The 13,060-nt window shown below is 59.6% G+C and carries 11 protein-coding genes; 8 read left to right on the forward strand and 3 right to left on the reverse strand.

The genetic code is table 11. The annotated features are described in order from the left end of the window. Positions 1 to 467 precede the first annotated feature (467 nt). Genes IPH10_09420 through IPH10_09455 form a run of 8 tightly spaced genes read left to right on the forward strand, consistent with a single transcriptional unit; the run spans position 468 to position 9,686 of the window. Positions 468 to 1,832 carry a glucose-6-phosphate isomerase gene (locus tag IPH10_09420; GenBank protein ID MBK6911130.1) on the forward strand — a complete coding sequence of 455 codons (1,365 nt, stop codon included), beginning with the start codon at positions 468 to 470 and terminating at the stop codon, positions 1,830 to 1,832. Between the two features lie 16 nt (positions 1,833 to 1,848). Further along, a complete protein-coding gene (locus IPH10_09425; protein ID MBK6911131.1) occupies positions 1,849 to 2,436 on the forward strand; it encodes a hypothetical protein in 588 nt (195 codons plus the stop codon). Next, entirely contained in the window at positions 2,415 to 2,960 is a 546-nt protein-coding gene (locus tag IPH10_09430; GenBank protein MBK6911132.1) for a glutathione peroxidase, read from the forward strand. The genes IPH10_09425 and IPH10_09430 overlap by 22 nt, the downstream gene beginning before the upstream one ends. Further along, on the forward strand, positions 2,957 to 4,435 hold the full coding sequence (locus IPH10_09435; protein ID MBK6911133.1) for a hypothetical protein: 1,479 nt from the start codon (positions 2,957 to 2,959) through the stop codon (positions 4,433 to 4,435). Before IPH10_09430 ends, IPH10_09435 begins: the two co-directional genes overlap by 4 nt. Before the next feature lie 35 nt (positions 4,436 to 4,470). After that, on the forward strand, positions 4,471 to 5,730 hold the full coding sequence (locus IPH10_09440; GenBank protein ID MBK6911134.1) for a hypothetical protein: 1,260 nt from the start codon (positions 4,471 to 4,473) through the stop codon (positions 5,728 to 5,730). After that, positions 5,718 to 6,530 (forward strand): glycosyltransferase, encoded by an 813-nt coding sequence (locus IPH10_09445; GenBank protein MBK6911135.1) that lies wholly within the window; start codon positions 5,718 to 5,720, stop codon positions 6,528 to 6,530. The genes IPH10_09440 and IPH10_09445 overlap by 13 nt, the downstream gene beginning before the upstream one ends. Then, the gene (locus IPH10_09450; protein ID MBK6911136.1) at positions 6,527 to 8,143 is read left to right on the forward strand and encodes a bifunctional metallophosphatase/5'-nucleotidase; all 1,617 of its coding nucleotides are present in this window, start codon (positions 6,527 to 6,529) and stop codon (positions 8,141 to 8,143) included. Before IPH10_09445 ends, IPH10_09450 begins: the two co-directional genes overlap by 4 nt. A gap of 49 nt (positions 8,144 to 8,192) precedes the next feature. Continuing rightward, a complete protein-coding gene (locus IPH10_09455; protein MBK6911137.1) occupies positions 8,193 to 9,686 on the forward strand; it encodes a T9SS type A sorting domain-containing protein in 1,494 nt (497 codons plus the stop codon). Between the two features lie 79 nt (positions 9,687 to 9,765). Here the strand turns inward: IPH10_09455 and IPH10_09460 are convergent, their stop codons facing one another. The 3 genes from IPH10_09460 to IPH10_09470 all read right to left on the reverse strand — a co-directional run bounded on the left by IPH10_09460 (position 9,766) and on the right by IPH10_09470 (position 12,964). Beyond that, a complete protein-coding gene (locus IPH10_09460) occupies positions 9,766 to 12,162 on the reverse strand; it encodes an endonuclease MutS2 (GenBank protein MBK6911138.1) in 2,397 nt (798 codons plus the stop codon). Then, a complete protein-coding gene (locus tag IPH10_09465) occupies positions 12,153 to 12,662 on the reverse strand; it encodes a CvpA family protein (GenBank protein MBK6911139.1) in 510 nt (169 codons plus the stop codon). Before IPH10_09465 ends, IPH10_09460 begins: the two co-directional genes overlap by 10 nt. A 101-nt stretch (positions 12,663 to 12,763) precedes the next feature. Next, positions 12,764 to 12,964, reverse strand: coding sequence for a 30S ribosomal protein S21 (locus IPH10_09470; GenBank protein MBK6911140.1), 201 nt, complete (start codon positions 12,962 to 12,964; stop codon positions 12,764 to 12,766). Positions 12,965 to 13,060 lie beyond the last annotated feature (96 nt).

A 13,060-nucleotide genomic window follows, 5' to 3' on the forward strand; every position in this document is an offset into this window, starting at 1 on the left:
TTCGCGAACCTTTTTCCCCTCCGGCGTAACCACACGGCACGAGGAGTCGCTCTGGTTGGAAGGACTCCGGCCGAAGAAAGCAGTTACATCGAACGGGAAAAGGGTGAGCGAACTTTCGCTGGGTATCTCTCGTGTCAAAATGACTCAGGAGTATAGGTATCTTTTTCCAGCTTGTCAAGAGAATATAGGCCTTTACCAACGGAAATCCAGGGTTTACAGCGACTGGGCAGTCACCGCTTCCTATGGTGCAAAGGTTAGACCGACCTTGACCCACACCAGCTCACGCGGGTGGCGAGAAGCTCAATTTTCGCCTTGAAGTCCTGCATAAAATTCTCTATAATTGGTACTTAGCAGAAAAATCTAAAGGCGGGCCAGGGACGGCAGCCAAGCCGCCCGGCCGGACAGCCCTATTGTAGCCATCCTCGGGACTTGCGATCCGCGCAGCCCGTTAGCCGTTGGGAGTATTCATGTCGCTGAACATTCAAGTCAGTTACGCCCTATCGAAAAAGCTCGCGGGCCACGGGATCTCGAACGAGATGCTGAAGCCTGCTTTGGAGCGCACGACGAAGGCCGTCGAGCATGTACGGAGTGAACGCGCGGCGGGTAAGCTGCCCTATCTGGATTTGCCGGAAGACGGCAAGACGAAAGCGGCGTGCCGTGAGCTGGCCGAGAAATTCAGCGGCTACGAGAATTTCCTGCTCGCAGGAATCGGCGGCAGCTCGCTCGGACCGTTAGCGATCTTTCAGGCACTGGGACATCCGCTGCACAATCTGCTGAGCGGTGCGAAGCGCAAAGGCGCCCCGCGCTTTTTCGCGCTGGACAATATTGATCCCGTGCAGGCGGATGCTTTGTTCTCGTTCTGCAAGCCGGAAAAGACCGTTTACAACGTGATTTCGAAGAGCGGCGCCACGGCGGAAACGGCGGCGGCGACGCTGCTGATCTTCGAGCAGCTGCAGAAGAAATTGGGCGGCAACTGGAAGAAGAACGTCGTCTGCACGACCGATCCGACTACGGGGGATTTGCGCAAGCTGTGCAACGCGGAAGGCTTGCAGACATTACCGCTGCATTCGGGTGTGGGCGGCCGGTTCTCGGTGCTGACGCCGGTGGGCCTGTTCCCGTCTTATTGTCTGGGTTATGACGTGGATGCAATGCTGGCGGGCGCGGCGGAGATGCGCGAGCGCTGCTTCGACACGGACCCGCACCGCAATCCGGCGACCCAACTGGCCGCGCTGCTCTATCTGCTGGACACGACGCAGCACAAGAAGATGCACGTCATGATGGCCTACGCCAACGGACTCTATGGTCTGGCCGATTGGTTCCGACAGTTGTGGGCCGAATCGCTGGGCAAGGAGCTTGATGTGGAAGGTCGCGTGGTGAACGTCGGTCCGACGCCGCTGAAGGCCATGGGCGCGACCGATCAGCATTCGCAGGTGCAGCTCTATATCGAGGGGCCGCACGACAAGGTCTTCCTGTTCCTTGAAGCGAAAAAATTTGGCAAGCGTGTGAAGCTGCCGGAACTCTACCCGCAGGTATCCTCGCTGAACTATCTCGGCGGACAGTCGCTGAACAAGCTGATGGCGGCGGAGTTTGCGGCCACGCGCGAAGCCCTGGCCCAGCGCGGTCGTCCGTCCATCACGATGACCTTCCCTGAAGTGGATGCGCACGCGGTCGGCGAGTTCTTCATGCTGTGGGAAATGACCACATCGCTCGCCGGTGCGCTCTACCGCATCAACCCCTACGACCAACCGGGCGTAGAATTAGGCAAAGTCCTAACCTACGGACTGATGGGCCGCGCAGGCTTTGAAGACAAGGTGAAGGGGATGAAGGTATAACCTCATAGGAGGGGTTATGCGTTGGCTGCTTCTTGCACTGCTGCCGTTCCTTTCATCTTGCGCTCACCAATTCGTCCTGCGCAAAGACGCTCCGCCGGAGCGCTACGCCGAGGCGCAGCAGTTCTTGCATCAGGATCGCGCGGCGCGGCTGTTCACGAAGACGGAAACGATGCTGCGGGTGACGGATTGGCATATCGGTCCCGATTCGACAACCTACCGCATTGACGGCGCGACCGACCGCGTCGTGATGCTGAACGAGCGCATTCGCACGCTGACGACACAGGATTCGCGCATGGGAACGCGAAACGGCGCAATAACAGGCGCAATCGTGGGTAGCGGAATGGGTTTGCTCGTCGGGTTGCTAATTTCTGCGATAGACCCGCAATACCATTGTGAGACGGGCCCTGAAGAACCTGACTACAATTGGTCGTGCGGACGAAGAGACGATAATGATGCTGTAATTATTCTCTCCGGTGTCGGGATCGGCGCTGCAATCGGCACCGTTGGCGGTGCCCTAATCGGCAGTCAGACAGGCACGATGCGTTCTGTGGTTTATTATCCCGACCCGAAAGATCCCCGCCGATGGGAATACTTGCCCCGATAGTTTTTGCACTTCTCTTTTCTACGTCCGTGGCTTCCGAACTCTACTCCATCCCCTTCCAAACCAACTCCGGCGACACGACGTCACTCGCGGCCTACAAAGGCCAAGTAGTGATGGTTGTGAATACCGCCAGCGAGTGCGGACATACGCCGCAGTATGCAAACCTTGAGAAGCTGTACGAGCAGTACAAGTCGCGCGGGTTTGTGGTGCTTGCGTTTCCGTCGAACGATTTCGGTGCGCAAGAACCCGGATCGGATGCACAGATTCAACAATTTTGCGCCACGAACTTCGGCGTGACCTTCCCGCTGATGAAAAAGATACCGGTGCTGGGCGAGCACAAGCATCCGCTCTACAAACATCTGGTCCAGCAGAGCGAAGCACAGGCCGAGGTTGAATGGAACTTCACAAAGTTTCTGATTGACCGCAACGGCAAGGTTGCGGCACGGATTCACTACCGCACGCTCCCGGACGCGCCGGAGGTGGTCGCGCAGATTGAATCACTTCTGGAGGCGAAACCTTCGGAATGACGCGCAGCCCGGTTTTTCGCCCCGCCGCCGATCGCTATTTGCCATTGGGAATCGCCGCATTTAGCGCCGGCATGATCGTGTGGGTGACGCAGATTTGGGGATTGGCCGTACACAAGGAGCAGTTCGGTCCGCTGCTCATCGCCCGCAGGTTGGCAGGCGGTGCGCCCTTCGCCTTTGGTGTCACGGATTTCCCGGCGGGCCCGTTGTGGCCGTTGTGGTTATCGTTCTTTGCCGAAACCGGATTTGCAATCGAGAGCGTTGCGCGCTTTGGACAGGCGCTGGTCACGGCCCTCCTGCTTTATACGCTGACGCGCTTCTATCTGCGCCATCTATTGTCGCGCGCCATTGTGGCAGGCACGGCCTTGGCGGCCTGCACAGGGATGCTCCTGTTGGGCGAGGTCTATACCCTCTCGCCCGTGCCGACCATGATGCTTCTGGCCACGCTGGGACTCCTGTCCTTGGCGCGGTTCCTTCTGGAAGAGCAGGTGCTCGCGTTTCTGGCCGCAACAGCGTGCTTGACGGCGGCCGCCTTGCTATGGATTCCGGCGGTGGCTTTGTCGGCGGGTGCGGCACTGGCCATTCTCTTAGGCGGCCGCGGCAATTTAGCACGGCGCGCAACCGGCGCCATGTTCTTCAGCGCGGCGGCCATCGTTCCGGTGATGCTCGTGCTGATACAATCGGGCTGGCCGGAAAGCAGCGGCATCCTTGCGGGCTTTCTGGTCGGGCTCGACCAGTTGACGGCGTGGAGCATGTGGGCGGCATGGCCCATGTGGCTGCGTTCAATATTGACTCTGTTCGTGCTTGTCGGCTTGGTGTTGGTATATTGGGTAACGCGCGGCCCGGCGGGCATCGGCCCCGCTCTCAAACGCCGCGAATTGCAACTGTGGATTCTGATTTCCATTGTGTGGACCTTGCAGCTGCTGGTCATGCCGCTCAGTGCCACGCTGCTGCCGTTGCTTCCTGCCTTGGTGCTGTGGCCCGCGTTGGGGCTGGATAGTTTCCGCGATTACACGCCCGTTGCCCGTGAACTCTCCGGGCGCGGTGCACGCTTCGCAGTCTGGGCCAGCGCAATTTTGTTGATCATTCCCGTGTGGCAGACGATCACGGGAGCCTGGTGGCTCTATCGCGCTGGCGACGGAGTGCGCGGTTTCCAATGGCAGACGTCACCGGTGGTGTATGAAGTGCGCACCGGTCCGCAGTGGCCGCTCTACAGCGACCAGCCCGAGCTTGCGCAATATGTGTTGGATCGTCCGCTGCGCCCGTTGCCGACGGACTTAAGCAATCTGGAATTGACCGAAAGCCGCATCTTCATTTTAGGTGATTCCTGCCCGCCGGGATTTTGCGATGCGGCCGCTCAACACCCGACGTTAGCGATTACCGCATCTCTGGCGACGCGCGACGCATTCCTCTACGACGTCACGCTGCGCCCCGCCGAACCTGCCTTGACCGCCTCGGACTCGCTCATCATTCCGTAATCCTTTTCAGTTATCATACTTTTTCTGCCATGAACTTGCTGCGCATTTTCGCTACGCTGCTGTTTTTCGCGTCTGTCTCTTGGGCTCAGGCGCCGCTGCCGGATGATCTGGCGGGCACACGTCCGGGCGCGTTTACCGCGCGGGCCCTCGGACTTGGTCACACATTCCTGACCAGTCAGTCAGGCTCGCACGCGCTGATGGGCAACCCCGCGCTGCTCTCGGATCAGACCACGCGCTGGATGCTCAACACGCAAGCGGATATTGCGCGCGTCAAGGAGACGCGGTCGTATCCGTTCTATGATGCGTTCGACGGCGTGCTGGGCTACAATAACTACGCGCTGAACGACCACGTCTATTCGAAACTCGATGGCGGCGTATCTTATCTGCTGCCGCAAGAGCAGTTGCAATCCATCGTGCTATCGGTGGGCAGCTATTCGGCGTATCAATTCGGCTACCGCTATCATGAAGAAGTGCGCAACCGCTTCTCCACCGGCGGTGTGCAGGACATGATTCTGGGTTTCAACACGCACGACGTGAGCGGCGATCTGCGCGGCTACGCCGTGGGTGCTGCCGCAGCGGAAGGCCGCCTGGCGATGGGCTTCAGCCTGTCCTTCCTCGGCGGTGATTGGGGCTACGTGCATGCCGTGAATTATGCGAGTCCGGATTCACTCGACCTCGTGCAGCGCGCGGACTTTTCACCGCAGGGCACGCCCGCCGATTTGAATTTCGGCGGCGCCTATCAAATCAACGAGCGCGTACGCTTGGGCCTCCGCGCCCTGTTTCCGGCGGGCAAGCTCAAGTATGAATATACGAGCACGATCTCGATCGGGGATTCCACGACAACGGGTTCCGGCACGCAGACGGTGAAATACCCGTCGCATTTGGCGCTTGGCGCCGAGTATCGTCCGCAGAATGAATTCCGCCCGATGCTCTATCTCGAAACTGAGCTGCACACCTATAGTGAAGTCAGCGACGAGATGAACGACGTCGTCGAACTGCGCGCGGGCGCGGAACAGCAGATCGTCCCCGGAGCTCCGGCGCGTTTCGGACTCGTCTATGCCACGTCACCGACGGACAAGGATCGCGCCACGACGCTCTTCACCGCGGGCATCGGATTCAAACTCGGCGAGATGAAGGCCGATTTCGGTCTCGAATTCGGAGAGCTGAACTACACGGCGGACGATCTGTTCCCGCAGTCGCTGTATGGCGAGATAGATCGCATTGACCGGGATCGCATCGAGACCGGGCTGTTCCGCGGGATGATTTCACTGAGCTGGGAGCTTTGGAAGCTATAAGCAGCGGTCAGCCGTTGGTAACGATCGGGCTGCCGATCTACAACGCCGAAGCCTACTTGGCCGATTGCATCGAGTCCATCAAGGCTCAGACGTTGCGCGAATTTGAAGTGCTCGCGGTGCTCGACGGCGGAACGGACCGATCAGCGGAGATCTTGCGCAAGCACGCCGATTCGCGCTTTCGCATCCTGGACAATGGCCGCAACATCGGGCTGGCGGCGACCTGCAATCGGATGCTCGAACTCTGTCAAACCGAGCTCTTGGCGCGCATGGACAGCGACGACTTGATGAGGCCGGAGCGTCTGCGCAGACAGTACGACTTCATGCAAACGCACCCCGATGTGGATGTGCTGGGAACCTATTTTGACACAATAGACGAGACGGGGCGGGTTATCGCGGGACCGGTGGCGTTCTCGACGACGCCTGAAGCCATCCGCGAAGAGTATCGGGTGCAGGCGGCGCTGCACCATCCGACCCTCATGTATCGCGTGAAGCGAATCATCGAATTGGGCGGCTATCCGGACAGCCACGTGAGCGAGGACACAATCTTGTGGCTGCGTGGCCTGTCGCAAGGTTTCCGCTATGCGAACCTGCCTGAAGTGCACTGCTCGTACCGAATCCACTCGTCACAAATGATGAACCGGCTGCGTGAAGCGACGCTGGCCGCGTTGGACAAGGCCTACGCCGATTTCGGTCCGCAGATTTGGGGTGACCGCGCGCCGGACTACGTCTCCGGCTTGAACCGCTGGGAACGATTGCGGCGGCGATTGAAACGAAATCTCACACGTTTAATTTCCTCATGAAGCATTTGCTGTTAGCCTGTATCGTATGCGCCCTGTTCGCCGGTGTTTGCTCCGCGGAAACGTATTCGCTGGTCATCTGCAATACCAACGACGTGCACGGCGGAGTGGACTCGGCGCAGGCCTCATTTATGAATCCGGAGTTCCCGCCCGAACTGGGCGGCGGCGCATCCTTGGCCACGCTCGCGCGGCGGCTGCGCGCATACGCTCAGGCCCAAGGCAAGGGATTTCTGCTCTTGGATTCGGGCGACATCTTTCAGGGAACGCTCGTCGGCACCAAGAGTGAAGGCGAAGCGGTCATGCGTTTCATGAATGAAGTGCAGTACGATGCGTGGGTGATCGGCAATCACGAGTTCGACTTGGGCCGCGACGTCTGCGAACGGCTGATCAAGCAGGCGCAATTCCCGACGCTCTCGGCCAACATCTTTGATGTGCGCGACGGTGATACGACGGCCTTTGCCAGGCCGTATATGATCAAGCAATTCGGTCCGCTGAAAGTGGGCGTCATCGGCATGACCACGAGCGGCACCGAACGCGCGAGCTTCGCCGACAACGTCCGCAATCTCTATTTCGCGCCGGAGACCACCACGCTCGAACGCTATCGTGACACGCTGCTGGCGCAGGGTTGCCAGGCGATCATCGCAGTCTGCCACTTGGGTTTGCCCTTCGACCGCTGGGATGCCTGGGCCGATCTGGAAGAGGCCGAGAGTGCGGGCTGGAAGACGCCCTATACGCGCAACGCCTTTGAGTTGGCCCGCCGCGTGAGCGGTATTGACGCACTGTTCGCGGGGGATATTCACGTCGGCTATGTCGAACCGTGGGTGGATCCTGTCACGCACACGCCTTGCTTTCAAGGGTATGGCCGCGGTACCAATCTAATGGCCGTGGAGTTTGAGTTTGACTTGGCGACCGGACAGCTTCTCGGTTGGAAGAACTTCTCCGACGAGAGCACGTTGATTACATTGTTCTCCGATCAATTCCCCCGCGACCGTCAGGTGGCCGAGTGCATTGACACGGTGGTGGCGCGTGTCGAGGTGGGATTCAACGAGCGTATCGGCGTGGCCGAGCAGCCGATCACGCGCATCGGCGAAGGCGAAACGGCGCTTGGCAATTTGGTCTGCGACGCCCTGCTGTGGCGGCTCAAGGGTGATATTTCGCTGACGAACAAAGGCGGCGTGCGCACCGACCTCCCGGCGGGCAACGTGACGCCGCAGGATGTGTTTAACATCCTGCCCTTTGACAACACGCTCGGCTCGGTGGAAGTCTCCGGGAAATTCATCAAGGACCTGCTCGAAGACAAAGTCGCATACGGCGGCAGCGGTTTGTATGTAGGCGGCATGAAGGTCAAGGTAGATCGCTCCCGCGAACGCGGCGACCGCATCGTTGGCTTGGACATCGGCGGCGCGCCCTATCAGGCCGACAAAATGTATCGTCTGGTGACTACGGACTATCTGCTCGAAGGCAATTCCGGAATGGAAAAGCTCGCCGAACTGCGCAGTCAGGCCGCCGTCGAATCGGGCGTTTACATGCGCGACGCGATTATCGAGTATATCAAGTCGCATTCGCCGCTCCGTCCGATGCTGGACGGTCGCTGGCAGTTCCTCGATCGCAGTTAAACAACGGCAACAACTTCTGAACATATCACATAAATCGGAGACACGTACCATGAAATTGAAAGCACTTGTGCTGCTCTGCCTGCTGGCCACGACGGCGTTCGGGCAGGTCATGATTAACGAATTGCTCTACGACACGCAGGGCACGGATGACACGGCGATCATGTACACGGAAATTTACGGGCCCGCGGGCACGAATCTCGCGGGTTGGTCGCTGGTGAATATCAACGGCAACGGCGGTGTTATTCACTTGACTGTGAATCTAACCGGCACGATTCCGGATGACGGCTATTACGTCGTCGGCGGCGCGAGCGTTCCCGGCGTGGATCAGGTGGCACCGCACGATTTTCAGAACGCCGGTGGCACGGGTGGTCCGCAATGCGACGGTCTGGATCTTGTAAATAACAGCGGTCAGACGGTTGATCATCTTTGTTACGGCGAATGCGCCGCGGCCGAGTCGTGTGACGGCGAAGGTGGCGGCAACGCTCCCGATCCGTTCCCATCCGGCGGTTTGAACCGAGTGCTCGCTCGTATTCCCGATCACACAGACACCGACCACAACGCAACGGACTGGGTGGCGTCGGATACGCAGACCCCGGGCGCGCCGAACAGCGGCGAACCGTGCGAACCAATCAACGCGATGTTGGAAGATGTGCGCGCTAACGACGGCAACGGCGTACCGGAACTCAACGGCGAATTCGTCATAGTGCGCGGCGTGGTGAACATCAATAACTACGTCGTGGACGACTCGACGTCGAGCTTCTTTGTGCAAGATGACAACGCGGGCGTCAACGTGTTCGGCGGTGGCGTGCAGCAAGGCATCGCGGAAGGCGACTGCGTCGAAGTCTCCGGCTGGGTGAGCAATTTCAACGGCTTAACGGAAATCGTCTCCTCGGGCGCAGGCAACTGCTCTTTCCGTGTGGACGTTCTGGAAGGCAACGCGGAAGTCGAACCGCTGGTGCTGACCGGCGCGTCGGCTTTTGAAGCATTTGAAGGCATGTTGATCGAGATGCGCAACGTCACAATCGTGGACGGAGATTGGCCGACGGGTCCGACGCAGAATGCCAGTTTGACCATTACTGATGGCAACGGCACAGTTGGCCTGCGCATTGATCGCGACACGGGTGTGTGGCAAGCCGGCGAACCGGCTGGCGCGTTCACCGTGCGCGGCATTCTCACGCAGTTCGACGACTCCTCGCCGTACTCGGATGGCTATCAGATCACACCGCGATACGTCTCCGACATCATGGGCACGGCCGCCGATGACCGCCCGCTGCCGCTGGCGCAGGGTTTTGAACTCGTGAATACATATCCGAATCCGTTCAACGGCGTGGCGACGATTGAATTCGCCGTCGGCAGTTCGCGTGAAATCGCAGTAACGATTACCGATGTGCTGGGCCGTGAAGTGTACGCAACCAACCTCGCCAACCTCACGCCGGGCGCGCATCGCTTGCAATGGGCGCCCACGGGCGCGGCGGGCCTGTATTTCGTGCGGGCGACAAGCGGCGCAACGATTGCGACAACCAAGCTGCTGTACCTGAAGTAATCCGCCGGCAATTCGGCGGAACGCAAAACGGGCGACCCATCAGGGTCGCCCGTTTTCATTCTCCAGCGGCAGTGTCCGCTTAATACAACTCCACCACCGTGCTGCCGAAGTCATCCTGATTCGCGCCGCCGTCGTGCATGTGCTTCACGAGCGGGTGACGCTGCAAGAACTCCCGGACTCGCACGCGCAGTGCGCCCGTGCCTTTGCCGTGAATAATCTTGACCGACGGATAGCGGTGCGACGACGCGACGGTCAGATAGCGGTCAATGATCGGCACGGCTTCGTCGCCGAGCTTACCGCGCAAATCCAGTTCACCGGTGATACGCTCTTCCGAGAGCATGACATTGATCCTGACCTTGTCCGATTTCTTCTTCATCGTCAGCGGCGGGATGTAGAGCCGCGCGGAGTCAAACCACAATCGCACGCCGTTCATCTCGACTTCAACCTGCTTGCCGCCGCGCTTAAGATTGGTGACGACGCCGTCGCCCTCCACCCCGTCTACTGCGATGCGCAAACCGGCTTCGATCACGGTCGGGCGGTTGCGCTCGGGCTGCGGTACCGCGAGATCCTTGTCGGCACGCTTCTGCTCCGCGGAAACTTTGCTTGATAATTCGCGCAGTTTGTCCCGTGCAGCCTGCACGGACGCGCGCTCGGCCTGCTGTTCTTTGATGACTTTGACCAACTGCTCAATTTCCACGCGCGACTCGTCAATCAACTGCTCCGCTTCGGCCAGCGCCTGCTTGCGCGCCTGCGCTTTGATGCGTTTGAGTTCTTCGGTGCGCTCTTCATAGAGCTTGGCCAGCGCTTCGTATTGGTTGAGTTTGAGATCGGACTCCTGCCGCAGCTTTTCGTACTCCTCGATCTTGCGCGAAAGCTCGCTGACAAGCTCTTCCAGACCCAGCGCACCGCGGTCCAGAAAACCGCGCGCGCGTTTCAGCACGCGTTCCGGGAAGCCGACCCGCTGAGCAATTTCCAGTGCATAGCTCGAGCCCGGCAGTCCTTCGCGAAATAGGTAGGTAGGAACAAGACTCTGCTCATCAAAAGCCATCGAGCCGTTGACCAGCCCTTCGGTTTCATGGGCAAAGGCCTTCAACGCGCCGTGGTGTGTGGTGACCACGCTGACCGCGCCCTGTCCGGTCCACTCGAGGAGCGTAGCCTGCGCCAAAGCGGCTCCGATCGCCGGATCAGTGGAGGATCCGATTTCGTCCACGAGCAAGAGCTTCGGCTGTGCGTCGTCTTCAGTCATCTTGCGCAGTCGCGCGACGTGCCCGGTGAAAGTCGAGAGATCGCCTTCCAGCGATTGCGCGTCGCCGATATCGGCCCATACCGTGGCGAAGTGGCACATCTGACTGCCCGACGACGCCGGAATGAAGAAGCCGGAGTTGGCCAGCAGGCTCAACAGCCCGACGGTCTTCAGCGCAACGGTCTTTCCGCCGGCATTGGGACCGGAGATCACAACCGACCGCACGGGCGGCACGATTTCGATCGTCAACGGCACAACTTCGGCGAGCTTGCGTTCGCGCACGCGCTCGAGCAGCAGCGGATGCCGCGCGCGCCACAGCCGGACGACGCCGTGATCATTGAGTTCGGGCGCCACGCCTTCCCAGCGCAGCGCCAGCCGCGCACGCGCGTAGAGTTCATCGAGTTCGCTCATCAGCTCGAGCGACAGCGCAATCTCCTCAAGCTGTGCGAACACCAGCGCCGTGAGCTTGAGCAGAATCCGGTGAATCTCGCGCTTCTCTTCAAGTTCGAGCTGTCGCAATTTATTCGATATCGGCAGCGTCTCGACCGGTTCCAAAAACACCGTGGCTCCCGACGCGCTGGTGTCCACCATCACGCCCTGTACCTTGTGCTTGGCGTCGTCGCGCACGGGCAACACCAGTTTCCCGTCACGATAATTGACCACGCTGTCCTGCAGATAACCTTGATCGGCCCACTTCTGCATGATCAAACCGAGACGATCTTCAAGATGCTTGCTCTCGCGGCGGCGCTCCTGCCGCAGCCGCTTAAGGTCAGGCGAAGCGTCGTCGAAAAGATCGCCGTTCAAATCAATAGCCCCTTCGATCTGCTTGGCGATGCGGCCGTGATCCCACAACCGATGCGCGAGGCCGGAGAGTTCGGGCAGGTAGCTCGCGCGGCTGGCGAGTTGGGCGCGCACACGGTTGATGCACGTGAGTGTCTCGGCGATCTTGCGCAAGTCGAGCGGATCGAGGCTCGCTCCTTCGATACTCGCGCGCGACAGCGCTTCGCGGATATCCGCCAAGCCGTCCATCGGCAGGCCGCCGTTCGTCTCGGTCAGCACCCGCACCATCTCCTGCGTGCGCGTCAACAGCAAATCGGCGCGCTGCCGTGTAAGCGGTGGTTCGAGTGTCAAAAGCCGCTCCGCACCCAGTGGCGAAGCGGCCAGTTCCGCCGCAATCTGCAACACGCGTTCCCATTCGAGGGCGTGAATAGTCTCTTCGCCGATCACACCCATTCGCGGTTTTCGCGCGACTCCCAATGCGTGATGTCAAAGGCGATGTCGCGGCCGTAACGGATCAGCTTGGACTTATTCATGAACGTGCGCATCTGTCCGCTCGCGTCAGCCCACTGAATGACGAGCACCAGCGCGGCGATCAGGAAGATTCCCTTGGCGATGCCGCCGAACAGGCCGAGGATCCGGTCGGGCCACTTGGCTCTCGTGCCGTCAATCCATTGGTGCAGGCGGTGACCGAAGTAGGCGAAGATGAGATAGATGATGAGGAAGAACAGCAGGAACACGAGTCCCGAGCCCCAGCGCAACTCCCACCCGGGCGCGGCGAAGCGCCCGGCCAGGCCTTGCAGCTGCTCGCTGAACACCAGCGTCAAGGTCAGACTGGTCGCGAGGCCGATCGTAACCATCAATTCGAACATAAGCCCGCGCTTGACGCCGCCGATCGCGAAGCCGATGAGCAGAAAGATGATCAGATAGTCGAGGAGATGCAAACCAGTAGTCATGCCAAGAAGATAGCCAAGCGCTTGTTTGTTCGCAACCTTAGGACAAAAAAAATCGCCCGGACAGACGGCTGTACGGGCGAGACGGAAAAACGGACGGCAGCTTAGCGATTACGAAGTATGCGGTTGATTTTGCGGATCTTGCGCTTGGTCTGGCTTTCTTCGCGTTTATTGGTTTCGCTGGGCTTTTCATAGAACTGACGGCGGCGGAGTTCGGAGAGGACACCGGATTTCTCGCAGGCTTTTTGGAAACGGCGCACAAGGCGCTCCATCGGTTCCCCATCTCGGGCTTTGACAAATGTCATGGCTTAGACTCACCTCCTTCCGCAGCGGTTTAATTACAGACTCTGAATCTACACTCATTAGGCCAAAGAAGCAACCCCCATCAAAATGAGTGCAAT

The sequence above is a fragment of the bacterium genome, assembly GCA_016702305.1.
Lineage (GTDB): Bacteria > Electryoneota > RPQS01 > RPQS01 > RPQS01 > JABWCQ01.

Coding starts and splice junctions, on each gene's coding strand:
- IPH10_09420 (MBK6911130.1), top strand. CDS start 468: ATGTCGCTGAACATTCAAGTCAGTTACGCCCTATCGAAAAAGCTCGCG.
- IPH10_09425 (MBK6911131.1), top strand. CDS start 1,849: ATGCGTTGGCTGCTTCTTGCACTGCTGCCGTTCCTTTCATCTTGCGCT.
- IPH10_09430 (MBK6911132.1), top strand. CDS start 2,415: ATGGGAATACTTGCCCCGATAGTTTTTGCACTTCTCTTTTCTACGTCC.
- IPH10_09435 (MBK6911133.1), top strand. CDS start 2,957: ATGACGCGCAGCCCGGTTTTTCGCCCCGCCGCCGATCGCTATTTGCCA.
- IPH10_09450 (MBK6911136.1), top strand. CDS start 6,527: ATGAAGCATTTGCTGTTAGCCTGTATCGTATGCGCCCTGTTCGCCGGT.
- IPH10_09455 (MBK6911137.1), top strand. CDS start 8,193: ATGAAATTGAAAGCACTTGTGCTGCTCTGCCTGCTGGCCACGACGGCG.
- IPH10_09460 (MBK6911138.1), bottom strand. CDS start 12,162: ATGGGTGTGATCGGCGAAGAGACTATTCACGCCCTCGAATGGGAACGC.
- IPH10_09465 (MBK6911139.1), bottom strand. CDS start 12,662: ATGACTACTGGTTTGCATCTCCTCGACTATCTGATCATCTTTCTGCTC.
- IPH10_09470 (MBK6911140.1), bottom strand. CDS start 12,964: ATGACATTTGTCAAAGCCCGAGATGGGGAACCGATGGAGCGCCTTGTG.